The sequence below is a fragment of the Agromyces sp. Soil535 genome (genome assembly GCF_001428255.1).
In the GTDB taxonomy this organism is placed as follows: Bacteria; Actinomycetota; Actinomycetes; order Actinomycetales; family Microbacteriaceae; genus Agromyces.
Window position 1 is genome coordinate 193,868 of record NZ_LMRW01000025.1, and the last position, 26,764, is coordinate 220,631.

A 26,764-nucleotide genomic window follows, 5' to 3' on the forward strand; every position below is an offset into this window, starting at 1 on the left:
ACGGCGGTCGGATGACGCGACCCCCGCGTGCCGGGGCCCGGTGCGGGAGTACACTCTCGCCTCAGGTCCCGGCCCGGCGGCATCCGTCATCCGACCGGCCCCACCCGGCAATGAAGCAGGAGCAAGGATGACCACCAACATTCTCGAGATGCGCGGCATCACGAAGACGTTCCCCGGCGTGAAGGCGCTGTCGAACGTCAACCTCGAGGTCGAGCGCGGCGAGGTGCACGCCATCTGCGGCGAGAACGGCGCCGGCAAGTCGACCCTCATGAAGGTGCTCTCAGGCGTATACGCGCACGGCACCTACGGCGGCGACATCGTCTTCGAGAACGAGACGGTGGAGTTCAAGGACCTCAGCGACTCAGAGGCCAAGGGCATCGTCATCATCCACCAGGAGCTCGCTCTCAGCCCCTACCTGTCGATCGCCGAGAACATCTTCCTCAACAACGAGCAGAAGGGCCGCGGCGGCCTGATCGACTGGAACAAGACGAACTTCGAGGCGTCGAAGCTCCTCGCCCGCGTCGGCCTGCGCGAGAACCCCACGACGAAGATCATGGACATCGGGGTCGGCAAGCAGCAGCTCGTCGAGATCGCGAAGGCGCTCTCGAAGGAGGTGAAGCTCCTCATCCTCGACGAGCCCACCGCCGCGCTCAACGACGAGGACTCCGACCACCTGCTCGACCTGATCCTGCACCTCAAGGGGCAGGGCATCACGTCGATCATCATCAGCCACAAGCTCAACGAGATCAAGAAGGTCGCCGACTCCGTCACGGTCATCCGCGACGGCAAGACGATCGAGACGATCGCCAAGGCGGATGTCACCGAAGACCGCATCATCAAGGACATGGTCGGCCGCGACCTCGAGCACCGCTATCCCGACCACACGCCGCACATCGGCGAGGAGCTGCTGCGCGTCGAGGACTGGACGGCCCACCACCCGCAGGACTCCTCCCGCGTGATGGTCGACAACGTGAACCTCAACGTACGTGCAGGCGAGATCGTCGGCATCGCGGGCCTCATGGGCGCCGGCCGCACGGAGTTCGCGATGAGCCTGTTCGGCCAGTCGTACGGCTCGCGTATCTCGGGCAAGGTGTTCCTGCGCGGCGAGGAGATCAAGACCCGCACGGTCGCCGAGGCGATCGGGCACGGCATCGCCTACGCCACCGAGGACCGCAAGACCTACGGCCTCAACCTCATCGAGGACATCAAGCGCAACATCTCGATGGCGTCGCTGAAGAAGCTCGAGAGGTACGGACTCGTGCACGACAACGAGGAGTACGCGGTCGCCAACGAGTACCGCAAGTCGATGAACATCAAGGCGCCGAGCGTGCTCGTGAAGACGGGCAAGCTCTCGGGCGGCAACCAGCAGAAGGTCGTGCTGTCGAAATGGATCTACGCCGACCCCGACGTACTGATCCTCGACGAGCCGACCCGCGGCATCGACGTGGGTGCGAAGTACGAGATCTACACGATCATCAACCGCCTCGCGGCGGCCGGGAAGGGCATCGTCATGATCTCTTCGGAGCTGCCCGAGCTCCTCGGCATCTGCGACCGCGTGTACGCCCTCTCGGAAGGCCGCATCACCGGTGAGCTCCCCGTCGAGGAAGCCACCCCCGAGGCGATGCTCAAGCTCATGACCATGGAAAAGCCCCGCTGACGCGCGGATGACCCAGGAGACACCATGTCGAATCCGAACCCCCCCATCCTCGAGGAAACGCACGTCGGCGGCGGCAACGTCAACCCCGTCGAGAACACGTTCACCGACCGCCTGAGCCACGTGCTCGCCGATCTCGGCAAGAACGGCATCTTCATCGCGCTCATCGCGGTGGTGGTGCTGTTCTCGATCCTCACCAACGGCATCCTGTTGCGGCCTCAGAACATCTCGAACCTGGTCGTGCAGAACGGGTACATCCTCGTGCTCGCGATCGGCATGGTGATGGTGATCATCGCCGGCCACATCGACCTGTCGGTCGGGTCGGTCGCGGCGTTCGTCGGCGCCTGTTCCGGCGTGTTCGCCGTGCAATGGGGCCTGCCCTGGTGGCTGTCGGTGATCCTCTCGCTCGGCATCGGCGCGCTCGTCGGCGTGTGGCAGGGCTTCTGGGTCGCCTTCGTTGGCATTCCAGCGTTCATCGTGACCTTGGCCGGCATGCTCATCTTCCGCGGCCTCGCGCTCGTCGTGCTCGGCAACGCGAACATCGGCTCGTTCCCCGCGGAGTACCGCGCCCTCGGCAACGGCTTCCTCTCCGACGTGTTCGGCGACTTCGAGATCGACCCGCTCACGCTCGGCGTCGGCGCCCTCGCGATCGTCATCCTCATCGTGCAGCAGGTGCGCACCCGCCGCGGCCGCCAGAAGTACGGCCAGGACGTCGAGCCCATGGCGTGGTTCATCACCAAGCTCGTGCTCGTGTCGGCGGCGATCGGCTTCTTCGCCTACTCGCTCGCCTCGTACAAGGGCATCCCGGTCACGCTCATCATCCTCGCCGTGCTCGTGCTCGTGTACGGCATCGTGATGAACCGCACGGTGTTCGGCCGCCACATCTACGCCATCGGCGGCAACCGCCACGCCGCGGAGCTGTCGGGCATCAAGACGCGCCGCGTCGACTTCTGGCTGTTCGTCAACATGGGCGTGCTCGCCGCGCTCGCCGGCCTCATCTTCACCGCGCGCCTGAACCTTGCAGGTCCGAAGGCCGGCGACGGCTTCGAGCTCGAGGCGATCTCGGCGGCGTTCATCGGCGGCGCGGCCGTGCAGGGCGGTGTCGGCACGATCGGCGGCGCGATCGTCGGTGGCCTGATCATCGGCGTGCTCAACAACGGCATGTCGATCCTCGGCATCGGCATCGAGTGGCAGCAGGCCGTGAAGGGCCTCGTGCTGCTTCTCGCGGTGGCGTTCGACGTGTACAACAAGCGTCGTTCCGGCGGCCAGTAGGGTGTGGTGACCCTGAAGAGGGCGGATGCCGCGGCATCCGCCCTCTTCGCCGTTCCCGGCCGTGGTCGTGGTGGCAGGGACCGGAGGCCCAGCGGATGCCGCGTGCGGAGTGTCCGGGCCGCCCTCCGGCCCTGACCTCGCCCCAGCCCACCGCTCGCCGCTGCCTCGCAGGAGGGAGCAACGCAGGAACTTCTGGCGTGCTCGCGGCAGTTCGCGGCCCTGGCCGGCGGCGTGTCCCGCCACTCTTCCTGCAGTTGGTCATGGAGCGAGCGGATGCCGCGTGCGGAGTGTCCGGGCCGGCTTGAGCGAAGGCTTCGTTAGCGCTAACATCTTGGTTCGTTAGCGCTAACGAAACGCCATGACGAAGGAGTCTCCGTGCCGGACCAGGATCAGCACGTGATCGGTGTCGACGACGGCACGCTGTCGGGGCGGGCCGACCGGGCGGTGGCGGCGTGAGCGGCACGGCCCACGAGTTCGCGCCCGAGGTCGAGGCGGCGATCGCGCAGGTGCGCGAAGACGTCGCGAAGCTGCACGGCGAACTGATCCGCTACGGGCTCGTCGTCTGGACTGGCGGCAACGTCTCGGGCCGCGTGCCCGGCGCCGACCTGTTCGTGATCAAGCCGTCGGGCGTCTCGTACGACGAGCTCGTACCCGAGAACATGATCCTCTGCGACCTCGACGGCAACGTGATCCCGGGCACGCCCGGCTCCGATCGCAGCCCGTCGAGCGACACCGCGGCGCACGCCTACGTGTACCGGCATATGCCCGCGATCGGCGGCGTCGTACACACCCACTCGACCTTCGCGGTCGCCTGGGCGGCGCGTGGCGAGGAGATCCCGTGCGTCATCACGGCGATGGCCGACGAGTTCGGCGGGCCGATCCCGATCGGCCCGTTCGCGATCATCGGCGACGACTCGATCGGCCGCGGCATCGTCGACACCCTCACGGGCCACCGTTCCCGCGCGGTCCTCATGCGCAACCATGGTCCGTTCACGATCGGCGCGAACGCGAAGGACGCGGTCAAGGCCGCCGTCATGGTCGAGGATGTCGCGCGCACCGTGCACTTCGCCCGCGAGGCCGGCCCGCTCGTGCCGATCCCGCAGGACGCGATCGACCGTCTCTACGACCGATACCAGAACGTCTATGGCCAGAACGGAGATGCACGCCGATGACCGAGTCCACGAGTCCGCAGACAGAGGCCGATGCGCGGGCGACGATCCTCGCGGGACGCACGTCGCTCGGCATCGAATTCGGTTCGACCCGCATCAAGGCGTGCCTGGTCGGCGAGGATCCGACCGACGTACTCGCCGTCGGCAGCCACGAGTGGGAGAACCGGTTCGTCGACCGCGTCTGGACCTATTCAATGGAGGACGTCTGGTCGGGACTCCAGGCGGCGTACGCCGACCTCGTCGCCGACGTGCGACGCCGCCACGACGTGCAGCCGCAGACGTTCGGCGCGATCGGCGTGTCGGCGATGATGCACGGCTACCTCGCGTTCGACGAGGGCGACGAGCTGCTCGTGCCGTTCCGCACGTGGCGCAACACGTCGACCGGGGTGGCCGCCGCCGAGCTCAGCGAGCAGTTCGGCCTCAACATCCCGCTTCGGTGGTCGATCGCCCACCTGTACCAGGCCGTCCTCGATGAGGAGCCGCATGTCCCGCAGATCGCGTTCCTCACCACGCTCGCCGGCTACGTGCACTGGCAGCTCACCGGCCGCAAAGCGATCGGCGTGGGCGACGCGTCGGGGATGTTCCCGATCGATTCCGCGACGAACGACTACGACGTGCCGTTGCTCGAGGTGTTCGACCGGCTCGTTGCGGACCGCGCGCCCGGACTGCACCTCGTCGAGCTGCTCCCCGAGGTGCTGCCGGCCGGCCGGCCGGCCGGGGAGCTGACCGCCGAGGGCGCCGCGCTTCTGGACCCGTCGGGCACGCTCCGGCCCGGAGCCGCGCTGTGCCCGCCCGAAGGCGACGCCGGCACCGGCATGGTCGCGACCTGCTCGGTCGCGCCCCGGACCGGCAACGTCAGTGCCGGCACGAGCATCTTCGCGATGGTCGTGCTGGAGCGGCCGCTCGAGCACGCCCACCACGAGCTCGACGTGGTCACGACGCCGGCGGGCGATCCCGTGGCGATGGTGCACTGCAACAACGGCGCGAGCGAATTGGCGGCTTGGGCGGGCGTGTTCGCGCGGTTCGCCGCCGTCGCCGGTCTCTCGGTCGACACCGATGTCGTGTTCGAGGCGCTCTTCCGCGAGGCGCTCGACGGCGAGCCCGACGCTGGCGGATTGCTGGCGTACAACCATCTCGCGGGAGAGCCGATCGCGGGCCTCGCCGAGGGCCGGCCCATGATCGTCCGCACCCCCGACAGCCGACTCACGCTCGCGAACTTCATGCGTGCGCAGCTGTACGGCGTGTACGGCACGCTCGCGCTCGGCATGCGGGTGCTCGCCGACGAAGGCGTCGAACTCGACCGGATGTTCGCCCATGGCGGCATCTTCCGCACCGCCGGCGTCGCCCAGCGCCTGCTGGCGGGCGCCCTCGACGCGCCGGTCGCCGTCGGCGAGACGGCCTCCGAGGGCGGCGCCTGGGGCATCGCGGTACTGGCGTCCTACCTGTCGGCGGCCTCCGAGGTCGACCTCGGCACGTACCTGAGCGAGCGGGTCTTCGCGGATGCCGCGTTCGACACCGTCGACCCCGTCGCCGAGGACGTCGCCGGGTTCTCGGCATTCCTCGACCACTATCGGGCGGGCCTGGCCGTCGAGGCGGCCGCCGTCGAAGCGCTGTGACCACGCGCACCCCCGATCAATCGAACGCCGCACCAAGGAGACACGTATGACCCGCACCCCGCTCACCACCTCCCTCGACCACTACGAGGTCTGGTTCCTCACGGGAAGCCAGCACCTCTACGGCGAGGAGACCCTTCGGCAGGTCGCCGCGCAGTCGCAGGCGATCGCCGAGACGCTCGATGCGGCATCCGGCGTGCCCGTGAAGGTCGTGTGGATGCCGGTGCTCACCGACTCCGCCGCCATCAAGCGTGTCGCGCTCGAGGCCAACGCCGTCGAGAACGTGATCGGTGTCGTCGCGTGGATGCACACCTTCAGCCCGGCGAAGATGTGGATCGCCGGCCTCGACGCGCTGCAGAAGCCACTCGCGCACCTGCACACCCAGGCGAACGTCGAGCTGCCGTGGGGCGAGATCGACTTCGACTTCATGAACCTCAACCAGGCCGCGCACGGCGACCGCGAGTTCGGGTACATCCAGACCCGCCTCGGAGTGCCCCGCAAGACGATCGTCGGCCACGCGTCCGACCCGCGCGTGCAGCGCGAGCTCGGCACCTGGCAGCGCGCGGGTGCCGGCCTCGCGGCATCCCGCAGCCTGAAGCTCGCCCGCTTCGGCGACAACATGCGCTACGTCGCGGTGACCGAGGGCGACAAGACCGAGGCCGAGCTGCGGTTCGGCGTGCAGGTGAACACGTGGGGCGTGAACGAGCTCGCCGAAGCGGTGTCCGCGGCATCCGACGCCGAGGTCGACCTCCTCGTCGCCGAGTACGAGGATCTCTACGAGGTGGTGCCCGAGCTGCGTCGCGGCGGCGACCGTCACCAGTCGCTGCGCGACGGCGCCGCGATCGAGCTCGGCCTGCGGTCGTTCCTCGAGGAGGGCGGTTTCGGCGCCTTCACCACGAGCTTCGAGGACCTCGGCGCGCTCAAGCAGCTGCCCGGCCTCGCCGTGCAGCGGCTCATGGCCGAGGGCTACGGCTTCGGCGCGGAGGGCGACTGGAAGACCGCCGTGCTCGTGCGCATCGCGAACGTGATGGGTGCCGGCCTGCCCGGCGGCGCGTCGCTCATGGAGGACTACACGTACGACCTCACGCCCGGCGACGAGCTCATCCTCGGCGCGCACATGCTCGAGGTGTCGCCGTCGCTGACGACCGCGAAGCCGACCCTCGAGGTGCACCCGCTCGGCATCGGCGGCAAGGAGGACCCGGTGCGCCTGGTCTTCACCGCCGACCCGGGTCCCGCGGTCGTCGTCGCGATGAGCGACATGCGCGACCGGTTCCGCCTCACGGCGAACGTGGTGGAGAACGTCACGCCGCGGCATCCGCTGCCGAACCTCCCCGTCGGCCGCGCGGTCTGGAAGCCCGCCCCTGACTTCCAGACGAGTGCCGCGGCGTGGCTCACCGCCGGCGCCGCCCACCACACCGTCATGTCGACTGCGGTCGGCGTCGACGTCTTCCGCGACTTCGCCGAGCTGGCGAAGGTCGAGCTGCTCGTCATCGACGAGCACACCACGCTGCCCGACTTCCAGCGCGAGGTGCGCTGGAACCAGGCCTACTACCGCCTGGCACAGGGCCTGTGAGACGGTTCCGATGACCGACACGGATGCCGCGCATGAGGCGGATGCCACACGCGAGGCCTCCGTGTCGGACCAGGTGAGCCCGTCGGGCCCCCCGGCCCCCGACGTCGACGAGCCGGTGGGCGTGCCCACCATGTTCGACGTAGCCCGCCGGGCCGGCGTTTCGCATCAGACGGTCTCGCGGGTGCTCAACGACCTCACGGGCGTGGCCGCGTCGACGAGGCTGCGTGTGGAGCAGGCGATCGCCGAGCTCAACTACACGCCGTCGCCGACCGCCCGTGCCATGGCGAGGCGCCGATCGGGGTTGATCGGACTCATACAGGCGGGTCGGCCCGACTACGGCCCGTCGAACGCGGCGCTCGGCTTCAACGAGGCCGCCCGCGACGCGGGCTACACCGTCAGCCAGGTGAGCATGCGCTCCCTCGACGCGAGCTCGCTCACGCAGGCCGTGCACCGCCTGGCACTGCAGCGCGCGGAGGCGATCGTGCTCATCTCGGGCGAGCGCGAGGGCGTGGAGGTGCTGCGCGGGATCGACGCCGGCGTGCCGCTCGTGGCGGTGGCATCCGAGGACGAGCCCGGCATGCACCGCGTCTCGATGGACCAGTACCAAGGCGCGGTGCGGGCGACCGAGCACCTCATCGGGCTCGGGCACCAGGAGATCCGGCACGTCGCCGGGCCGGCGGACTCGATGGATGCCGCGGAGCGCCTCCGCGGCTGGGCCGACGCCATGCGCGCCCACGGGCTCGATCCGCGTGAACCGGCGGAGGGCGACTGGCTCGCGGCATCCGGATACGCCCTCGGACGGGAGCTCGCCGACGACGCGACAGTGACGGCCGTCTTCGTCGGCAACGACCAGATGTCGATCGGACTGCTGCACGCATGCCGGGAGGCGGGGGTGCGAGTGCCCGAGGACCTCAGCGTGATCGGCTTCGACGACATCCCCGAGGCGGCATACTTCGCGCCGCCGCTCACGACCATGCGCCAGGACTTCGAGGGGCTCGGCCGCGACATCATGGCCACGGTGCTCGATGTGCTGCGCGACGAGCCGTCGGCGCCCGACCGCACCGCTCGGGTGCCCGAGCTGGTCGTGCGCGCGAGCACTGCGCCACGGGGCTGAGCCCGGTCCGGGCCGCACGGCTCGCGTCGCACCCACGCGATCGGCGCAGCGAGCCGCGGCGCGCCGGGCTACTCGGCCCTTTGGATCTCCTGCAGCGTCCAGCGGTTGCCGTCGGGGTCGGTGACGCTCACGAAGCGGCCCCATGGCTGCTCGTCGACGCCCTCCGCGTCGACCCCCTTCGCGCGCAGGTCGGCGAGCACGGCGTCGGCATCGGGGATCACGACCTGGATGCTGTCCTGCTGCCCCGGCTGCATGGTGCCGCCGAGCCCCGTGCCGATCGCGATCGAGCACGCGGATCCCGGAGGCGTGAGCTGCACGAAGCGCATCTCGTCGCTGACCTGGAAGTCGTGGTCGGCATTGAAGCCGAGCTTGTCGACGTAGAACGCCTTCGCACGGTCGACATCGCTGACGGGCACGTGGATGAGTTCGATCTTCCAGTCCATGATGGGCCTTCCTCGGTGAGGGTCTTCGATGGCGCGATTCGACTCGATCGAATCGTCATGCCATCAGGCTAGGCAAAATAGCGGTCGGTTCCTGTCCGCTAAAGAGCACGTCTTCCCTTCGTCATCTTGGCACCCGCTCGTCACGTGACGGCCGCGCGGCGCGATGCGAGGATGGACGACATGGCACTGCATATCACCGGAGACACCGCGGCCGACGAGCTGCTCAGCACCGACGCGTTCGCCCTCCTCACCGGCATGCTGCTCGACCAGCAGGTCCCGATGGAGACGGCCTTCGCCGGGCCGCTCAAGATCAAGCAGCGGGTCGGTTCCATCGACCCCGTGACCGTTGCCGGTTACGACCCCGAGCGCTTCGTCGAGGTGTTCAAGCAGACGCCGGCGGTGCACCGCTTCCCGGGCTCGATGGCCGGGCGAGTGCAGTCGCTCGCACAGGCGGTCGTCGACGACTGGCGCGCGGATGCCTCCGCGATCTGGACCCAGGGCGATCCCAACGGTGCCGAGGTGCTGAAGCGGCTCAAGGGGCTGCCCGGCTTCGGCGAACAGAAGGCGAAGATCTTCCTTGCCCTGCTCGGCAAGCAGGTCGGCCTGAACGCGCCGGGCTGGCGCGAGGCCGCGGGTGCGTACGGCGAGGACGGATATCACCGTTCCGTCGCCGACATCACCGATCCCGAGTCGCTCGCCAAGGTGCGCGCCACGAAGCAGGCGGCGAAGGCAGCGGCCAAGTCCGCGAAGGGCTGAGTCGGCACTGGGCGCCAGCCGCAGCCGCCCAGCCCCACTGCCGTCCACGGTCGCCGATCGAAGCTTGCGACGACAGCCACCAGCCGCCGACCACAGCCGCCGAAGCTAGCAGCCAGCAGCCGCCGCCGAAGCTAGCCGCCGCCGCCGAAGGCCACTAGCCGCCGCCGGAAACCACCAGCCGCCGACCGCAGCCGCCACTTCCGGCCGCCAGGTGCCGACCACCGACCGCTGAAGGCTTGTTCGCGCGCGCCGGATGGTGTTTCCCTCTCCACAAGCTGCGGCACTTCGGCACTTCGGCACTTCGGCACTTCGGCACCACGGCACTGCGGCACTGCGGCACTGCGGCACTGCGGCACTGCGGCACTGCGGCACTTCGGCGCCTCGACCCTCCAGCGCATCGACACCTCGGCACGTCAACACCTCGACGCCGCGGCATCGTTCGACGCCGGCAACCTTCACACCGCGCCGCGTCGTACAGCCGCCGATGATGGCATACGTTCGATGCGATTTGAGCGCTCACATCCGCAACGGGCACGGCCAGCGCCCGACGCAACGCGCGACTCGTCGGCATCATGCGACGATTGCCCTGATCCGCGCCCAGAGCCGTGCGTGCGCGGGCAAACACGGGCGTTATGCATCCGTTATCAAAATTGGACTTGTGAGCGCTAACAAGTGAGCGCTAACATCCTGAATGCGGCCAGGATGATCTGGCCGCCCGGCGCACCAGGAACGCAGCAACGCAGACGCCGCCGGCACCACGAACAAGGAGGTTCACACTGATGAAGAAGCTCATCGGAATCGCGGCCGCCGGCGCGATGCTCGTCGCCCTTGCGGGATGCGCGAGCGGAGGCGCCGCGAGCGAGGGCCCCAAGCCGCTCGACGAGCTCGTCGTCGGCTTCGCCCAGGTCGGCGCGGAGTCGGGCTGGCGCACCGCGAACACGAAGGACATCCAGGCGTCCTTCGAGGAGGCGGGCATCGAGCTCAAGTTCTCCGACGCCCAGCAGAAGCAGGAGAACCAGATCAAGGCGATCCGCTCCTACATCCAGCAGCAGGTCGACGTGATCGCGTTCTCTCCGGTCGTCGAGACCGGCTGGGACGCCGTGCTCAACGAGGCCAAGGCCGCCGGCATCCCCGTCGTGCTCACCGACCGTGCTGTGGACTCGAAGGACGAGTCGCTCTACGAGTCGTTCCTCGGCTCCGACTTCATCGTCGAGGGCGAGAAGGCCGGCGCATGGGTACTCGAGGAGTTCGCCGACGCAACCGAGCCCGTTGAGATCATCCAGCTCGAGGGCACGACCGGCGCCGCTCCGGCGATCGACCGCGCCGAGGGCTTCGCCGAGGTCATCGCCGAGAACCCCAACCTCGAGGTCGTCGCGAGCCAGACTGGTGACTTCACTCGTGCCGGTGGCAAGCAGGTCACCGAGGCGCTGCTCAAGTCGAACCCGGGCGTCGACCTCATCTACGCGCACAACGACGACATGGGCCTCGGCGCGATCGAGGCGATCGAGGCGGCCGGGCTCGTTCCGGGCGTCGACATCAAGATCCTCACGATCGACGCGGTGAAGGACGGCATGCAGGCCCTCGCCGACGGCAAGATCAACTTCATCGTCGAGTGCTCGCCCCTGCTCGGCAAGCAGCTCGTCGAGATCGTGAAGCAGATCAACGACGGTGAGACGCCCGAGAAGCGCATCATCACCGAGGAGACCACCTTCACGCAGGAGCAGGCCATCGAGGCGCTGCCCGACCGCCAGTACTGAGTTCCGAGCGAGCGGATGCCGCGGCATCCGCTCGCCGGAGTCTCGGCGGGTGCGTGGTCGTCCAGGCCGCGCACCCGCACCCCTATCCTCGGAATCGGGACCGCCGCATCCGTCGCACCGCACGAACCACCCGAACCAACCGAGCGGATGCCGCGCCGCAGGCGCGTCCCGCCGACTCGATGGAGAGCATCGTGACCCACCACCCCGACCCAGCACCCGTGATCGAGATGCGCGGCATCTCGATCACGTTCCCCGGCGTCAAGGCGCTCGACGGCGTCGACTTCCGCATGTTCCCGGGCGAGGTGCACTCGCTCATGGGCGAGAACGGCGCGGGCAAGTCCACGCTCATCAAGGCGCTCACCGGCGTGTACGGCATCGACGCCGGCACCATCACGCTCGCGGGCGAGCAGGTGTCGTTCAGCGGACCCGCCCAGGCACAGGCATCCGGCATCTCAACGGTGTACCAGGAGGTCAACCTCCTGCCGAACCTGTCGGTGGCCGAGAACATCATGCTCGGCCGGGAGCCGCGCCGGTTCGGATCGATCGACTGGCGCGCCATGCGCCGACGCTCCGCCGAGCTGCTCGCGGGCCTGAACCTCGACCTCGACCCGGCGTCGCTCCTCGGCGACCACTCGCTCGCCGTGCAGCAGCTCGTGGCGATCGCCCGCGCCATCGACGTGCAGGCGAAGGTGCTGATCCTCGACGAGCCCACCTCGAGCCTGGACGCCGACGAGGTCGCCGAGCTCTTCCGCGTCATCCGCTCGCTGAAGGAGCAAGGCGTCGCGATCCTCTTCGTCTCGCACTTCCTCGACCAGGTGTACGAGATCTGCGACCGCCTCACCGTGCTGCGCAACGGCAAGCTCGTGGGGGAGTACCTGGTCGAGGAGCTGCTGCGCATCGACCTCGTGCAGAAGATGATCGGCAAGGAGCTCACCGCGCTCGACGACCTCGAGCAGCGCGCGCGGTCGGTCGTCGTCGACGAGTCGGATGCCGCGCTGTTCGTGAACGCCGCGAAGCTCGGTCGTCGCGGGGCGATCCACCCGGCCGACCTGCCCATCGCGGCGGGCGAGGTCGTGGGCCTCGCCGGCCTGCTCGGATCGGGCCGCACGGAATTCGCGCGCCTCCTCGGCGGCATCGACCGCGCCGACACGGGAGAGCTGTCGATCGGCGGGAAGCCCACGAAGCTCCGCACCCCGCGCCAGGCCATCTCCCACCGCATCGCGTTCTCATCGGAGAACCGCCGCGACGAGGGTGTCGTCGGCGACCTCACCGTGCGCGACAATGTCGTGCTGGCGTTGCAGGCCGACCGGGGCTGGTTCCGGCCGATCCCCAAGAAGCGGCAGGACGACCTCGCGCAGAGTTACATCCAGGCCCTCAACATCCGCCCGGGCAACCCAGACGCGCTCGTGCGAAATCTCTCCGGCGGCAACCAGCAGAAGGTACTGCTCGCGCGATGGCTCGCCATCGCACCCCGGCTCCTCATCCTCGACGAGCCCACGCGCGGCATCGACATCGGCGCGAAGGCCGAGATCCAGAAGCTCGTCTTCAACCTCGCCGAGAACGGCATGAGCGTGCTGTTCATCTCGGCCGAGCTCGAGGAGGTGCTGCGCCTCAGCCACCGCATCGTCGTGCTGCGCGACCGCCACGTCGTCGCCGACCTCGAGAACGACCGGCTCACCGTCGACTCGCTGCTCGCCCTCATCGCCGACGGCTCCGGTGACGACGATCCGGATGGCACGGATGCCGCGGATGCCGCGGGCACCCCGGACGGCGAACCGGTCGCCGCGCTCGCCGCGCCCGAGGCATCCGCATCCGATTCCACCACCACCCACTCCACAGGAGGCAGCCGATGAGCGCCCTGCTCGCCCGGCTCGTCGCGCACCGGCTGTTCTGGCCCGTCGTGATGCTGCTCGTGCTCTTCACGATCAACCTGATCGCGTTCCCCGGCTTCTTCACGGTGACGGTGCGCGACGGGCACCTGTTCGGGAGCCTGATCGACATCCTGCGCAACGGTGCGCCGACGCTGATCATCGCGGTGGGCATGACCCTCGTCATCGCGACCCGGGGCATCGACCTCTCGGTCGGCGCGGTCGCCGCGATCGCGGGCGCGGTCGCCTGCTCGATCATCCTCGGGTCGCCCGAGCCGGGCAGCCCGGCCACGGTGGCGGTCGCCGTGACGGTGGCGCTCCTCATCTCGCTCGTGCTCGGCGTGTGGAACGGATTCCTCGTGGCGGTGCTCGGCATCCAGCCGATCATCGCGACGCTCATCCTCATGACCGCCGGCCGCGGCGTCGCGATGCTCATCACCGAGGGGCAGATCCTCACGGTGAACAGCCCGCCGTTCAAGGCCCTCGGCTCGGGCTTCTGGCTCGGCATCCCGATCGCCGTCATCATCGCGGCCGTCGTGTTCGGCGTCGCCGCGCTCGTCACCCGCCGCACGGCGCTCGGCATGTTCATCGAGTCGGTCGGCATCAACCCCGAGGCCAGCCGCCAGGCCGGCGTGCGGGCGAGAGGGCTGCTCTTCGTCGTCTACACGTTCAGTGCGTTCTGCGCGGCGATCGCCGGCCTCATCCTCACGGCGAACACCGCCGCGGCCGATGCGAACAACACCGGCCTCTTCATCGAGCTCGACGCGATCCTCGCCGTCGTCATCGGCGGCACGTCGCTGGCCGGCGGTCGGTACTCGCTCGTCGGCACCCTCGTGGGCGCGCTCGTCATCCAGACGCTCGTCACGACGGTGTACACGGTCGGCATCCCGCCGATCGCGACGATGGTGTTCAAGGCGGCGGTGGTGACGATCGTGTGCCTGCTCCAGTCGCCCACCACGGCCGACGCGCTGAGCGGGTTCCGACGACGACTGGCCGTGCGAGCCGGCAAGGGGGTGGCAGCATCATGACGAAGCTCCTCGAAGCGCCCGAGCGTCCCATCCGCACCGGAGGCCCGGTCGGCCCGCGCCCACGCGCGGGTCTCGCGCGCAGCATCCGGAACCTGCTCACCAGCCCGAAGTACGGCCCGGTCACGGTGACCGCCGTGCTGTTCGTCGCGATCTTCATCATCGGCGGCGTGCGCTACCGCGGCTTCTTCTCGGGGCAGGTGTTCCTCAACCTGCTCGTCGACAACTCGTACCTCATCGTGCTCGCGGTGGGCATGACGTTCGTGATCCTCACCGGCGGCATCGACCTGTCGGTCGGCGCGGTCGTCGCGCTCAGCGGCATGATCGCGGCCAGCCTGCTGCAGACGGGGTGGTCGCCCGCCGCGGTGATCCCGCTCATCCTGGTGCTCACGAGCGTGCTCGGGCTGCTGGTGGGGCTCATGATCCACGTCTTCAAGGTGCAGCCGTTCATCGCCACCCTGGCGGCGATGTTCCTCGCGCGAGGCCTCTGCTACGTCATCAGCCAGAACTCGATCTCGATCACCGACCCGACGTTCGTGCAGCTCGCCGTCGCCCGCATCCCGCTCGGCGGGAACCTCTCGATCACGCCGAGCGTCATCATCGCGCTCGTGGTCGTCGCGATCGCCGTGTGGGTGCTGCAGGCCACCAGGTTCGGCCGCACCGTCTACGCCATCGGCGGAGGCGAGCAGAGCGGCCTGCTCATGGGCCTTCCGGTGGCGCGCACCAAGGTGCTCGTGTACGTGATCTCGGGCTTCTGCTCCGGACTCGCCGGCGTGCTCTTCACCTTCTACACGCTCTCGGGGTATCCGTTGACCGCGATCGGCACCGAGCTCGACGCGATCGCCGCGGTCGTGATCGGCGGCACGCTGCTCACCGGCGGCTATGGGTTCGTGCTCGGATCGGTGCTGGGCGTGCTCGTGCTCGGCGTCATCCAGACGATCATCACGTTCGAGGGCACGCTCTCGTCGTGGTGGACGAAGATCTTCATCGGCGCCCTGCTGCTCGTCTTCATCATTCTGCAGAAGGTGCTCACCGCCAGAAGACGCTGAGCCTCCGGGGCTCGGACACCCCCGGGCAGGATAATCAACGAGAACGATCGCGCCGACGGCGCGGGACAGGGGGCGGCACCGAGTGAGCGACCGGGACGACAAGGCGCGGGCCGCGACGATCTTCGACGTCGCGCGACTCGCAGGCGTGTCCCATCAGACCGTCTCGCGCGTGCTCAACGACCTGCCGAACGTGCGGCCCGCCACGCGTGCGCGCGTCGAGCAGGCGATCAAGCAGCTGCGCTACGTGCCGTCGCCCGCGGCGCGGGCCCTCGTCACGCGCCGCACCCGCACCCTCGGCCTCATCGTCACGGGCGCGCCCGACTACGGCCCCTCGAGCACGGCCCTGCATTTCAACGAGGCGGCGCGCGACGCCCGGTACGCCGTCATCACGGCGAGTATGCTCGAGACGGATGCCCCGAGCATGCGCTCGGCGGCCGAACTGCTCGTGCGCCAGAACGTCGAGGCGATCGTGCTGATCGCCGCGCAGCGTGCGGCGCTCGACGCCCTCGACGGGGTGGAGCTCGGCGTGCCGATCGTCGCCGTGGCATCCGAGGACCGCGGCGGCATGCACCGCGTCTGGCTCGACCAGTACGCAGGCGCCCGGCTCGCGGTCGAGCACCTCATCGGCCTCGGTCACCGTGAGATCCGCCACGTCAGCGGCCCGACCAACGCCATGGACGGCGCGGAACGAGTGCGCGGCTGGTCGGCCGTGCTCAGCGAGCACGGGCTGGCGGCGCGTGAGCCGCTCGTGGGTGACTGGTCGCCGGGCAGCGGATACGTGCACGGACGCACCCTCGCTCGCGACACCGTGATGACGGCGGTATTCGTGTCGAACGACCAGATGGCGCTCGGCGTGATGCACGCGCTCGCCGAGGCCGGCCTCTCGGTGCCGGGCGACGTGAGTGTCGTCGGATTCGATGACATCCCCGAGGCGGCGCACTTCGTGCCGCCTCTCACGACGATTCGCCAGGACTTCGATGCGCTCGGACGTGACGCCATGGCCGGGGTGCTCGCGGTGCTCGGCGACGACGAACGACTGATGCCGACGCCGCGCGTGCCCGACCTCATCGTGCGCACGAGCACCGCCGCGCCGAGCATGGAGCGGGTCGCAGTCACGTCCTGACGCCGGTCGCGGCTCGACGCGGATGTCGCGGCTCGGCGCCGGCGTCTCGGCAGCGCACACGGAGGGGGCAGCGGAGAAATGGCGCGGCCTCTTCCCGCCGGATGCGATCACGTCGACGGATGCCTCGTGCAGCGCGCCACGATGGGAGCAGCGCGCCATGATGGGAGAGGAGTTCCTCGCTGCAGAACCAGTCCATTTGTCGACGTGTATACCGATTCTCAGGCGGGACCTCCCGTGCCGACAGAGACGGCCGCCGCCCCGCTCACCGTGACGGCACCGCAGGTCCATCGGCGCATCGGCGCTGCGGTACTTCGGTACTTCGGCACCCGCGCACGCGGAGAGGCGGTGCCATGAGGAGGGACGGTGGCGGGCGCGCCGCGGACGGGTGACACACCGGGGCGGCTGGCGGGTTCGGCGGACGCCGTGGCATCCGTGGCATCCGTGGTATCCGCTCAGACCGACACCGCCCGACCTGGAGCCAGCCCGGTGAGCCCCACTAGTCGACGAGGAACTCCGCGATGGTGAGCGCCATCGTGCGCGGTTCCCACGAGTGGTTCGCCGCGGGGATGGTGCGCGTCTGCGCATTCGGCATCGACGCTACGACGGATACCGCGGCCGACGTCATGGTGGGCAGCGTCTCCTCGCCGACGAGCGCGAGGGTCGGCGCCGTGATGCTGCGGCAGAGCTCCGCGCGCGGGGCGGATTGCGTCCAGGCGAGCGACTCGGCGTCGGGCTCGAGGCTCGGCGCGATGTCGAGCATGAGCTGCCACGCGGGGCTCTGCTTGGCGCCGTCCAGCCACTCGCGTGGCATGTCCTCCATGTAGAACTCGATCGTTCCCGCTCGGTCGCCGGCGGCGATGCGCTCGCGCAGGCCGGCAAGGTACTCGGCGCCCTCGGTGCCGCTCTCCTCGTCGAGCGGGACCTCGAAGAACACGAGCCGCGACACGGGCAGCCCGGCGGCCGCGGCCGCGAGCGCGATCGACCCGCCCGACGAGTTGCCGAAGAGTGCGACGGCGTCGTCCGCGCCTTCGGTGAGCGCGTCGGTGAGCGCGCGCAGGTCGTCGATCGTCTGGGCGAGGGTGATCGGGGCATCCGCCGGGCTCTCGCCCCGCCCGCGGCGGTCGTAGTTCACGACGGTGAACCCGTGGCCGGCGAGCAGGTGCGCCATCTCGACGGTGACGGGGTCGAACCCGCGGAACTGCATCGCCCCGCCGATGAGGATCACGGGCGGCCCCGACCCCTCGACGTCGTAGGCGATGCGCGTGCCGTCGGCGGATGTCACGAACTCGGTCATCGGGCCCCCTTCGCCGCTCGGGCGACAGGTTACGCCGACCCGGCGACGTCCTCCACCGACGGATGCCGCAGGGCCCCGCACCGCGAAGTGCAGGAACTTTCGCGCGGCACGCCGGGTCACACCAGGGTGCCGCGCCGGGGTGTCGAGTGGTTCTTCCTGTAGAAGCCGGCTGGCGGATGCCGCGGCAGCCGCGAGGGGGGTCTCGAGACGCCGCTGCGCGGCTCCTCGACCCGCGTCTGCGACACACGCGCGACGCCCGCAATGTCGGTGGGTAGTGGCATCGTGAGAGTTACAACACCATATGTAGGGGTCGCGGCATCCGGGAGCCCCAAGGTGTCGGGATTCGCGACACGCCGGGGAATCTGTCCACAGGCGAGATTTTCCGAAGTGGGCGGCCTGTGGATAACCCGCCCGGGCTCCGCGGGAATCCGCGGGTCACCGGGGCATCCGCCTGGGGATGAACGGTGGAGAAATCGGTGGAAAACTACAGAGATGTAACTACAGCATGTTGTGGCGGTTCAGTTCCGCAGACACTAGATGTAGTATTGAAGGAACGAATACGCAGTACGGGGGCGGGCTCCTCCGGAGCTCGAGAACACGAAAGAGAACGAGGGGAACCATGACGGTCACGGTCTACACCAAGCCTTCTTGCGTCCAGTGCAACGCCACGTATCGCGCGCTCGACAGCAAGGGCATCGAGTACGAAGTGCTCGACCTGTCTGTCGACGAGAACGCCCTCGCGCAGGTCAAGGAGCTTGGCTACCTGCAGGCCCCGGTGGTCATCACCGACGAAGGCCACTGGTCGGGCTTCCGTCCCGACAAGATCGCCGAACTCGCCTCGCGTCTCGCATAGGCCACTCCGGCCCGGTCCCGAGAGGAGCTGACCTCGGGGTCAGGCCGGAGGCCATCTCGATCTGCACGACCTCCTCGATCGGCAGCACTCCCCACGACTATGGGAATCCGGCGAAGGATGCACCATGACGAATCTCGTCTACTTCTCGAGCGTCTCGGGTAACACCAAGCGCTTCATCGAGAAGCTCGGCCGCCCTGCGACCCGGATTCCGCTTCACGCACGCGAGGATGCCCTCCACGCCGAGGAACCCTACGTGCTCGTCGTACCCACCTACGGTGGGGGCGACGGCAAGGGCGCTGTGCCCAAGCAGGTCATCAAGTTCCTGAACGACCCGCAGAACCGCGCACTCATCCGGGGCGTCATCGCCGCGGGCAACACCAACTTCGGGAAGGCATACGGCCTCGCCGGCGACATCATCGCCGCGAAGACCGGCGTGCCCCACCTCTATCGCTTCGAAGTATTCGGAACCCCCGACGACGTTCGCGCCGTCAATGAAGGATTGGACGCATTTTGGGTACAACAAGCACAGCGGCGAACTCGGCAGCAGCAGCAGACGGCGTAGCGCTCATGGACGCTCCGCGCACGACCGTCGCGATGGACTACCACTCGCTCAACGCGATGCTGAACCTCTACGGCGACGACGGCAAGATCCAGTTCGACAAGGACCGCGAGGCCGCTCGGGAGTACTTCCTGCAGCACGTCAACCAGAACACCGTCTTCTTCCACTCCCTCAAGGAGCGCCTCGACTACCTCGTCGAGAAGCAGTACTACGAGCCCGAGGTGCTCGCGCAGTACGACTTCGCCTTTATCCAGAAGCTCAACGACCTCGCCTACTCGAAGAAGTTCCGCTTCGAGACATTCCTCGGCGCGTTCAAGTACTACACGAGCTACACGCTGAAGACCTTCGACGGCAAGCGCTACCTCGAGCGCTTCGAGGACCGCGTCGTCATGACCGCACTCGGCCTCGCCCAGGGCGACGAGCAGCTCGCCACCGACCTCGTGGAGGAGATCATCGGCGGCCGCTTCCAGCCGGCCACGCCCACGTTCCTCAACACGGGCAAGGCGCAGCGCGGCGAGCTCGTCTCGTGCTTCCTGCTCCGCATCGAAGACAACATGGAATCGATCGCGCGCGGCATCAACTCGGCACTCCAGCTGTCGAAGCGCGGTGGCGGCGTGGCACTGCTGCTCAGCAACATCCGCGAGTCGGGTGCCCCGATCAAGCAGATCGAGAACCAGTCGTCGGGCATCATCCCCGTGATGAAGCTCCTCGAAGACAGCTTCAGCTACGCCAACCAGCTCGGCGCACGCCAGGGCGCCGGCGCGGTGTACCTGAGCGCGCACCACCCCGACATCATGCGGTTCCTCGACACCAAGCGCGAGAACGCCGACGAGAAGATCCGCATCAAGACGCTGAGCCTCGGCGTGGTCGTGCCCGACATCACGTTCGAGCTCGCCAAGAACAACGAGGACATGTACCTCTTCTCGCCCTACGACGTCGAGCGCGTCTACGGCAAGCCGTTCGGCGACGTGCCGATCACCGAGCACTACCGCGCCATGGTCGACGACCCGCGCATCAAGAAGACGAAGATCAACGCGCGCGAGTTCTTCCAGACCCTCGCCGAGATCCAGTTCGAGAGCGGATACCCCTACATCGTGTTCGAGGACACGGTGAACAAGGCCAACCCCATCAAGGGCCGCATCAACATGTCGAACCTGTGCTCCGAGATCCTGCAGGTCAACACGCCGACGACCTACAACGAGGACCTGAGCTACAACCAGATCGGCAAGGACATCAGCTGCAACCTCGGTTCGCTGAACATCGCCCTCACGATGGACTCGCCCGACTTCGGCAAGACCGTCGAGACCGCCATCCGCGGACTCACGTCGGTGTCGAACCAGAGCCACATCTCGTCGGTGCGCTCCATCGAAGACGGCAACGACAAGTCGCACGCCATCGGCCTCGGCCAGATGAACCTGCACGGCTACCTCGCCCGCGAGCGCATCTTCTACGGCAGCGAGGAGGGCATCGACTTCACGAACATCTACTTCTACACGGTGCTCTTCCACGCGCTGCGCGCCTCGAACACCATCGCGATCGAGCGCGGCGAGGCCTTCGACGGGTTCTCCGAGTCGAAGTACGCGAGCGGTGAGTTCTTCGAGAAGTACACGGATGCCGCGTGGGTGCCCGCGACGGCTCGGGTGCAGGAGCTCTTCGACACGGCCGGCGTGCACATCCCGACGCAGGACGACTGGCGTGAGCTCGCGGCATCCGTGAAGGAACACGGCATCTACAACCAGAACCTGCAGGCCGTGCCGCCCACCGGATCGATCTCGTACATCAACAACTCGACGGCGTCGATCCACCCGATCGCGTCGAAGATCGAGATCCGCAAGGAAGGCAAGCTCGGACGCGTGTACTACCCGGCGGCGTTCATGACGAACGACAACCTGGAGTACTACCAGGACGCCTACGAGATCGGCTACGAGAAGGTCATCGACACGTATGCCGCGGCGACGCAGCACGTGGACCAGGGCCTCTCGCTCACGCTCTTCTTCAAGGACACGGCGACGACCCGCGACATCAACAGGGCGCAGATCTACGCGTGGAAGAAGGGGATCAAGACGATCTACTACATCCGCCTGCGGCAGCTGGCGCTCGAGGGCACGAACCTGAGCGAGTGCGTCAGCTGCATGTTGTGACAAAGCTTGGGACAAAGGGCAGAGATGAGTGAAGTCGAGATCGTTGCGCCGAAGACGTTCATCGGCGGAATCTACGGGTTCCGCACCTACGACAGCCGTGAGATCCGTTATGTCGGGATGACGACCGCTTCTGTGACGGTGCGTGAGCGGCAGCACTTCAAGACCGCTGCGTCTGGTCGAAAGACGCCGTTGTATGACTGGCTGCGGAAAGAGGGGCGAGAGCACGCGATCGCGGTTCCGCTCGAGGTGGTCCTCACGGGTCTCGATGATCTCGCGGAGGCTGAGATCCGTTGGATCGCCAGGCTCCGGCGCGGAGGTCATCGGCTTCTGAATCTCAGTGAGGGCGGCAAAGGCCCGAACGGTCACATCTGGACCGAGAAGCAACGTAGGGCGGCCGGTGATCGGGCCAGGGGGCGACCGACAGGCGTGCACCGTCGTGGGCCGGAGTCGCCGATCTGGGGTCGTGCCATCCATAGCGAAGAGCAGAAGGCCAAGTGGTCTGCGATGCGCAAGGGCACGAACACCGGCGCAGCGAATCCGAACTACGGCAAGTTCGGGCCTGACCACCCGAGCTTCGCGCACACGATGTCGGCTGCGTCGCGCGCTCGACTCTCTGAGATGCGTCGGGGAGAGTTGAACCCGAACTTTGGCAAAGTGGCGAGCGAAGAGACGCGTGCAAAGCGGTCCGCGGCGCTGAGAGGTCGACCCATGCCGTCCAGCGTCCGAAACGCCCACACTCGACATCACACCAATAAAGGCGTCTTCAAGGAGACGTGCCGGCATTGCATCGATGACCGCAACAACGAAAGAGACGGCAAATGACTCTGACTGACCCGGTGAACTCCGCCAGCAACGACCCGGCGCACGGCGGCAAGATCAAGCTCGTCGATCACGTCAACGCGATCAACTGGAACCGGATTCAAGACGACAAGGACCTCGAGGTCTGGAACCGCCTGGTCAACAACTTCTGGCTGCCCGAGAAGGTGCCGCTGTCGAACGACGTGCAGTCGTGGAACACGCTGACGCCCGAGGAGCAGACGCTCACGATGCGCGTCTTCACCGGGCTCACTCTGCTCGACACGATCCAGGGCACCGTTGGTGCAGTTTCACTGATCCCTGACTCGCTGACCCCGCACGAGGAGGCGGTGTACACCAACATCGCGTTCATGGAGTCGGTGCATGCGAAGAGCTACTCGTCGATCTTCTCGACGCTGTGCTCGACGAAGGAGATCGACGACGCCTTCCGCTGGTCGGTGGAGAACGAGAACCTGCAGAAGAAGGCTGCGATCGTCATGGAGTACTACCGTGGCGACGAGCCCCTGAAGCGCAAGGTCGCCTCGACGCTGCTCGAGTCGTTCCTCTTCTACTCGGGCTTCTACCTGCCCATGTACTGGTCGAGCCGGGCGAAGCTCACCAACACGGCCGACCTGATCCGCCTCATCATCCGTGACGAGGCCGTGCACGGGTACTACATCGGCTACAAGTTCCAGAAGGGCCTCGAGCTGGTCGACCAGGCCAAGCGCGACGACCTCAAGGACTACACGTTCTCGCTGCTCTACGAGCTCTACGACAACGAGGTGCAGTACACGCAGGACCTCTACGACGGCGTCGGCCTCACTGAGGACGTCAAGAAGTTCCTGCACTACAACGCGAACAAGGCCCTCATGAACCTCGGCTACGAGCCGATGTTCCCGAAGACGGTCACCGACGTGAACCCGGCGATCCTCTCGGCGCTCTCGCCGAACGCCGACGAGAACCACGACTTCTTCTCGGGGTCGGGGAGCTCGTACGTCATCGGCAAGGCCGTGAACACCGAGGATGAGGACTGGGACTTCTAAGTCTCGCGATACTGCAGCAGCGGCCGTGAGCTCGAGGTCGGCGCTCGGCCATCCGTCGAGCCCCGAGGCGGGCATCCGCCTGATCGTCGGCCCTCGCGGTGACGGAGAATCGAAGCATGACGACGCCGGCCGAGTTCATCGACCGCACGCTCCGAGCCGAAGGCAGTGAAGTGCGGGCGGATACGGACGCTGATCGGATCGGGGTGGGCCTGAGATTCTACGGCGCCTCGGTCGGCGCAGTGCGCGGAACGGTACGGGACGCGGATCGGCGCTATCCCGGGATGTCGCACGACGAGGTCACGGCGCTCGCCGCCGAGTTGTGGTCGGAGCCGGTGTACGAGCGCCGGCTCGCGGCGATCGTCCTCCTGCAGCGCTATCTGGCGGTGTTGCGAGGGAGCGACCTCACCCGGGTCGAGCAGTTCCTTCGTGACGCGCGTGTCCCGGAGCTTGTGGACCCACTCGCCACCGATATCGTCCGTCCCCTGCTCGAACGACTGGATGACCCGGAGGCGACGCGCGCACGACGGATCATCGATCGATGGTCGGTGGCGGACGACTCGAACCTGCGCCGTGCCGCCGGGTTGCTCTGAGTGTGGATGAAGGGGAGACTGCACCGGTGGCGGACATCGAGCTGACACGCATCGCGACCGGCTCCATCACGCTGCACGACGCGCGCCGCAAGGTGCGTTGGAGCGTCGACCTCGAGCCGTTCGAGATCGGGGTGTACCCGGTGACGCAGGAGCAGCTCGCCGAGATGCTCGGGGTGACGGCGTCGCATCCGCGCCGGCCGGCGACCGGCGTGAGCTGGCTGCGCGCGATCCGGTTCTGCAATGCGGCATCCGAGTGGGAGGGGCTCGACCCCGTGTACACGTTCGACGGCGAGGACGTGACGTGGCACGTCGACGCCGACGGGTACCGCCTGCCGACCGAGGCGGAGTGGGAGTTCGCGTGCCGCGCCGGGTCGACCGGCCCGCACTACGGCCTGCTCTCCGAGGTCGCCTGGACGACTGCTGACGGGGTGACGACCCCGCAGGAGGTCGGCGTCAAGCTGCCGAACCTCAACGGACTGTTCGACACCCTCGGGAACGTGTGGGAGTGGTGCTGGGACCTGCTCGATCCCGCCCGATACGACGCCTACCGCGTGTTCCGCGGCGGCGGGTTCGCGGATGACGCCTGGAGCGTCAGGGCGTCGACCCGGCGGGGCGGTGCTCCGCGCATGCACCATGAGGACGTCGGGTTCCGCGTCGCGCGGGGTGGCTTCGATGCGACGGATGCCGCGCAGGGGTGGTCTGCGGATGCGGATCGGGAGAGGGCCGCGATCGACGGCCCGCTCCCATCCGGCTGGACGCCGCGCCGCGCGTAACCGCTGGCCTCGATCACGTCGAACTCAGCTCATCGTGGCCGCCGATGATGGATTCAGTCCGCGGCCGATTCTCGGGGCGGGTTGTACATGAACTCGATGCGGATGCCGTTGTCGTCCTCGACGAAGGACGCGTAGTAGCGGTCGTTGAACCGCGGGTACAGCTTGGGCTCGCGCACGGCCGTCCAGCCCGCGCCGAGCGCGATCGCGTGCAGACGATCGACCTCCTCGCGTGAATCGACGGCGAAGGCGAGGTGCTGCCAACCGACCTGGCCGTGCCGGTGCGGGCCGCTGCCCGCTTCGCGGGCGGGGTGGAGGATCAGCTCCTCCTCGCCCTTGTACCAGGACACGCCGTTGTCGGCATCGAGCCGGGTGCAGCCGAGCCCCTGCATCACCGGATCGAACTGTGCGATCGAGCGAGGCAGGTCGTCGACGGTGATGCCGATATGGTCGAAGAGAGGCATCCCGCCATCCTATTGAGGCGCGTTCCCGGCTACTCCACGAGCTTGCCCGCCGTCGAGACCTCGCGCATGAGGGCCGCGATCTCGGAGGGGATGGGCGGGATCTCCTCGCGGGTCACGCCGGTCGAGGGCGACCAGACCAGGTTCACCTGCATCGACTCGTCGAGTTCGGGGTGATCGCTGCGGTTGTGGCATCCGCGGGTCTCGCGCCGTTCGAGCGCCGCCTCCAGGGTCGCCCGAGCGGCCAGAGCGGCCGACTTGAGGTCGAAGGCGTGAGCCAGGTCCTGGTACCCGGCGATGTCGGGGTGGACGCCGATGTCGCCCATGCGGGCCTCGATCGCGTCGAGCTCGGCGAGCCCGGCGAGGAGGCCGGCTTCGTCGCGCACCACTCCGGCGTGCTCGGTCATGGTGTTGCGGATGGCGCGCTGCAGGGCGCGCACGTTCTCCGAACCATCCGATGCGAGCAGCGAGGCGATCTCGTCGCGAGCGGTCTGCACCGCAGTCGCCGACCGCTGCTGTGCCGAGAGCGCAGCCGAGTACGACGCTGCGGCCCGGCCCACGATGCGTCCGAAGACGAGCAGTTCGATGAGCGAGTTGCCGCCGAGGCGGTTGGCGCCGTGCAGCCCGGAGGATGCCTCGCCGATGGCGTAGAGCCCCGGGACATCCGTGCCGTGGTCGTCGGGTCGCACCCACACGCCGCCCATCGAGTAGTGCGCGGTGGGCGCGATCTCGATCGGTGACTTCGTGATATCGAGCATCTGCAGCTCGAGCATCGTCTGGTAGACGCGGGGGAGGCGGGTCATGATCGTCTCGCGGGGGAGGTGCGAGACATCCAGCCACACTCCGCCGTTCGGGGTGCCGCGCCCCTCCTTGATCTCGGTGTAGCAGGCCAGGGCCACGCGGTCGCGCGTCGACAGCTCCATCCGCTCGGGGTCGTAACGCGCCATGAAGCGCTCGCCGAGCCCGTTGGTGAGGATGCCGCCTTCACCGCGAGCCGCCTCGCTGATGAGAGTGCCGGCCGCGCTCTCGGGCTCGATGATCCCCGAGGGGTGGAACTGCACGAGTTCGGGGTCGCGCAGCCGGCCGCCCGCCTCGACGGCGAGCCGGAACGAGTCGCCCGTGTTCTCGTCGCGCCGCGACGAGGTGCGCCGCCAGATGCGGTTGTGCCCGCCGGCGGCGAGGATGACCGCGTCGGCGTGGATGAGGTAGCGCGTGCCGTCCTCGAGGTCGAAGCCATAGGCGCCGAACACGGCACCGTCGTCGTTGACGAGGATGCGCGTGACGTAGACCGTGTCGAGGATCGGCACGTTCAGCTGCGCGGCCCGGATGATCAGCGTGCGCTGGATCTCGAGCCCGGTGTAGTCGCCCGCGAACGCCGTGCGGCGGTACGTGTGAGCGCCGAAGAAGCGCTGCGAGATGCGGCCGTCCTCCTCGCGGGCGAACGGCATGCCGTAGCGTTCGAGGTCTTCGATGCCGCGCGCCGCGCCCGAGGTGACGATCTCAACCGTGCGCGGGTTGGCGAGCAGGTAGCTCTCCTTCAGCGTGTCGGCGGCGTGCTGCTGCCAGCTGTCGTCGGCATCCATCGTGGCGAGGGCGGCATTGATGCCGCCGGCCGCGAGCGAGGTGTGGGCGTCGGACTTGGGGCGCTTTCCCAGGGCGAGGACGTCGACTCCCGCCTCGGCGAGCTCGATGGCGGCGCGCAGGCCCGATCCGCCGGTGCCGATCACGAGGACGGTCGTGGAGATCTGACGTTCTGAAGCACTCATACGGTCCACGCTAGGTTCGGTCGTTGGATTACGCCAATGCATATATATCGTGGTAATGATGCGCGTAGGCTATCGA

Annotated in this window: 23 protein-coding genes; 19 read left to right on the forward strand and 4 right to left on the reverse strand. The window is 68.0% G+C overall.

Features of this window, described 5'->3' with window-relative positions; genetic code table 11:
- The first annotated feature begins 127 nt into the window (after positions 1-127).
- The 6 genes from mmsA (at position 128) to ASG80_RS18055 (ending at position 8,395) form a co-directional block, all read left to right on the forward strand.
- The gene (gene mmsA, locus ASG80_RS18030) at positions 128-1,657 is read left to right on the forward strand and encodes a multiple monosaccharide ABC transporter ATP-binding protein (RefSeq protein ID WP_056733246.1); all 1,530 of its coding nucleotides are present in this window, start codon (positions 128-130) and stop codon (positions 1,655-1,657) included.
- A gap of 24 nt (positions 1,658-1,681) precedes the next feature.
- Positions 1,682-2,926, forward strand: coding sequence for a multiple monosaccharide ABC transporter permease (mmsB, locus tag ASG80_RS18035; RefSeq protein ID WP_056733248.1), 1,245 nt, complete (start codon positions 1,682-1,684; stop codon positions 2,924-2,926).
- Between the two features lie 452 nt (positions 2,927-3,378).
- Positions 3,379-4,098: an L-ribulose-5-phosphate 4-epimerase gene (locus tag ASG80_RS18040; RefSeq protein WP_056733250.1), complete on the forward strand. Its 720-nt coding sequence runs from the start codon at positions 3,379-3,381 to the stop codon at positions 4,096-4,098.
- Complete coding sequence (locus ASG80_RS18045) at positions 4,095-5,711, forward strand: xylulokinase (RefSeq protein ID WP_056733253.1); 1,617 nt, start codon at positions 4,095-4,097, stop codon at positions 5,709-5,711. Before ASG80_RS18040 ends, ASG80_RS18045 begins: the two co-directional genes overlap by 4 nt.
- A gap of 46 nt (positions 5,712-5,757) precedes the next feature.
- Complete coding sequence (gene araA / locus ASG80_RS18050; protein ID WP_056733255.1) at positions 5,758-7,281, forward strand: L-arabinose isomerase; 1,524 nt, start codon at positions 5,758-5,760, stop codon at positions 7,279-7,281.
- Between the two features lie 10 nt (positions 7,282-7,291).
- Positions 7,292-8,395 carry a LacI family DNA-binding transcriptional regulator gene (locus ASG80_RS18055; RefSeq protein ID WP_156401936.1) on the forward strand — a complete coding sequence of 368 codons (1,104 nt, stop codon included), beginning with the start codon at positions 7,292-7,294 and terminating at the stop codon, positions 8,393-8,395.
- Between the two features lie 68 nt (positions 8,396-8,463).
- Here ASG80_RS18055 and ASG80_RS18060 read toward each other — a convergent pair whose 3' ends face one another.
- Positions 8,464-8,838, reverse strand: coding sequence for a glyoxalase superfamily protein (locus ASG80_RS18060; RefSeq protein WP_056733257.1), 375 nt, complete (start codon positions 8,836-8,838; stop codon positions 8,464-8,466).
- Between the two features lie 171 nt (positions 8,839-9,009).
- Between ASG80_RS18060 and ASG80_RS18065 the strand changes: the two genes are divergently transcribed.
- The 6 genes from ASG80_RS18065 to ASG80_RS18090 all read left to right on the forward strand — a co-directional run bounded on the left by ASG80_RS18065 (position 9,010) and on the right by ASG80_RS18090 (position 16,416).
- Positions 9,010-9,594: an HhH-GPD-type base excision DNA repair protein gene (locus tag ASG80_RS18065; protein WP_056733258.1), complete on the forward strand. Its 585-nt coding sequence runs from the start codon at positions 9,010-9,012 to the stop codon at positions 9,592-9,594.
- A gap of 779 nt (positions 9,595-10,373) precedes the next feature.
- Positions 10,374-11,351 carry an ABC transporter substrate-binding protein gene (locus ASG80_RS18070; protein WP_200952611.1) on the forward strand — a complete coding sequence of 326 codons (978 nt, stop codon included), beginning with the start codon at positions 10,374-10,376 and terminating at the stop codon, positions 11,349-11,351.
- Positions 11,352-11,530: 179 nt separating this feature from the next.
- The gene (locus tag ASG80_RS18075) at positions 11,531-13,204 is read left to right on the forward strand and encodes a sugar ABC transporter ATP-binding protein (RefSeq protein WP_082590616.1); all 1,674 of its coding nucleotides are present in this window, start codon (positions 11,531-11,533) and stop codon (positions 13,202-13,204) included.
- Entirely contained in the window at positions 13,201-14,247 is a 1,047-nt protein-coding gene (locus ASG80_RS18080; protein WP_056733261.1) for an ABC transporter permease, read from the forward strand. Before ASG80_RS18075 ends, ASG80_RS18080 begins: the two co-directional genes overlap by 4 nt.
- A complete protein-coding gene (yjfF, locus tag ASG80_RS18085) occupies positions 14,244-15,293 on the forward strand; it encodes a galactofuranose ABC transporter, permease protein YjfF (protein WP_082590618.1) in 1,050 nt (349 codons plus the stop codon). The genes ASG80_RS18080 and yjfF overlap by 4 nt, the downstream gene beginning before the upstream one ends.
- 82 nt (positions 15,294-15,375) lie before the next feature.
- Complete coding sequence (locus ASG80_RS18090; protein ID WP_056733263.1) at positions 15,376-16,416, forward strand: LacI family DNA-binding transcriptional regulator; 1,041 nt, start codon at positions 15,376-15,378, stop codon at positions 16,414-16,416.
- Positions 16,417-16,912: 496 nt separating this feature from the next.
- On the opposite strand, the gene ASG80_RS18095 is transcribed toward ASG80_RS18090, so the two are convergent.
- Positions 16,913-17,710 (reverse strand): alpha/beta fold hydrolase, encoded by a 798-nt coding sequence (locus ASG80_RS18095; RefSeq protein ID WP_056733265.1) that lies wholly within the window; start codon positions 17,708-17,710, stop codon positions 16,913-16,915.
- A 619-nt stretch (positions 17,711-18,329) separates the two neighbouring features.
- Between ASG80_RS18095 and nrdH the strand changes: the two genes are divergently transcribed.
- From nrdH to ASG80_RS18125, 7 genes are all read left to right on the forward strand, one after another.
- The gene (gene nrdH, locus ASG80_RS18100; protein WP_056733267.1) at positions 18,330-18,563 is read left to right on the forward strand and encodes a glutaredoxin-like protein NrdH; all 234 of its coding nucleotides are present in this window, start codon (positions 18,330-18,332) and stop codon (positions 18,561-18,563) included.
- Positions 18,564-18,687: 124 nt separating this feature from the next.
- Complete coding sequence (gene nrdI / locus ASG80_RS18105; RefSeq protein ID WP_056733268.1) at positions 18,688-19,125, forward strand: class Ib ribonucleoside-diphosphate reductase assembly flavoprotein NrdI; 438 nt, start codon at positions 18,688-18,690, stop codon at positions 19,123-19,125.
- Positions 19,126-19,130: 5 nt separating this feature from the next.
- On the forward strand, positions 19,131-21,263 hold the full coding sequence (gene nrdE, locus ASG80_RS18110; protein WP_056733270.1) for a class 1b ribonucleoside-diphosphate reductase subunit alpha: 2,133 nt from the start codon (positions 19,131-19,133) through the stop codon (positions 21,261-21,263).
- Positions 21,264-21,287: 24 nt separating this feature from the next.
- On the forward strand, positions 21,288-22,085 hold the full coding sequence (locus ASG80_RS23125; protein WP_082590620.1) for an NUMOD3 domain-containing DNA-binding protein: 798 nt from the start codon (positions 21,288-21,290) through the stop codon (positions 22,083-22,085).
- Complete coding sequence (gene nrdF / locus ASG80_RS18115) at positions 22,082-23,101, forward strand: class 1b ribonucleoside-diphosphate reductase subunit beta (protein WP_056733272.1); 1,020 nt, start codon at positions 22,082-22,084, stop codon at positions 23,099-23,101. The genes ASG80_RS23125 and nrdF overlap by 4 nt, the downstream gene beginning before the upstream one ends.
- A gap of 116 nt (positions 23,102-23,217) precedes the next feature.
- Positions 23,218-23,691: a DNA alkylation repair protein gene (locus ASG80_RS18120; RefSeq protein ID WP_056733273.1), complete on the forward strand. Its 474-nt coding sequence runs from the start codon at positions 23,218-23,220 to the stop codon at positions 23,689-23,691.
- A 26-nt stretch (positions 23,692-23,717) separates the two neighbouring features.
- Entirely contained in the window at positions 23,718-24,464 is a 747-nt protein-coding gene (locus tag ASG80_RS18125; RefSeq protein ID WP_056733275.1) for an SUMF1/EgtB/PvdO family nonheme iron enzyme, read from the forward strand.
- Positions 24,465-24,517: 53 nt separating this feature from the next.
- Here the strand turns inward: ASG80_RS18125 and ASG80_RS18130 are convergent, their stop codons facing one another.
- Positions 24,518-24,925, reverse strand: a complete 408-nt coding sequence (locus tag ASG80_RS18130) for a VOC family protein (protein WP_056733277.1) — start codon at positions 24,923-24,925, stop codon at positions 24,518-24,520.
- Positions 24,926-24,954: 29 nt separating this feature from the next.
- On the reverse strand, positions 24,955-26,688 hold the full coding sequence (locus ASG80_RS18135) for an L-aspartate oxidase (protein WP_056733279.1): 1,734 nt from the start codon (positions 26,686-26,688) through the stop codon (positions 24,955-24,957).
- Positions 26,689-26,764 lie beyond the last annotated feature (76 nt).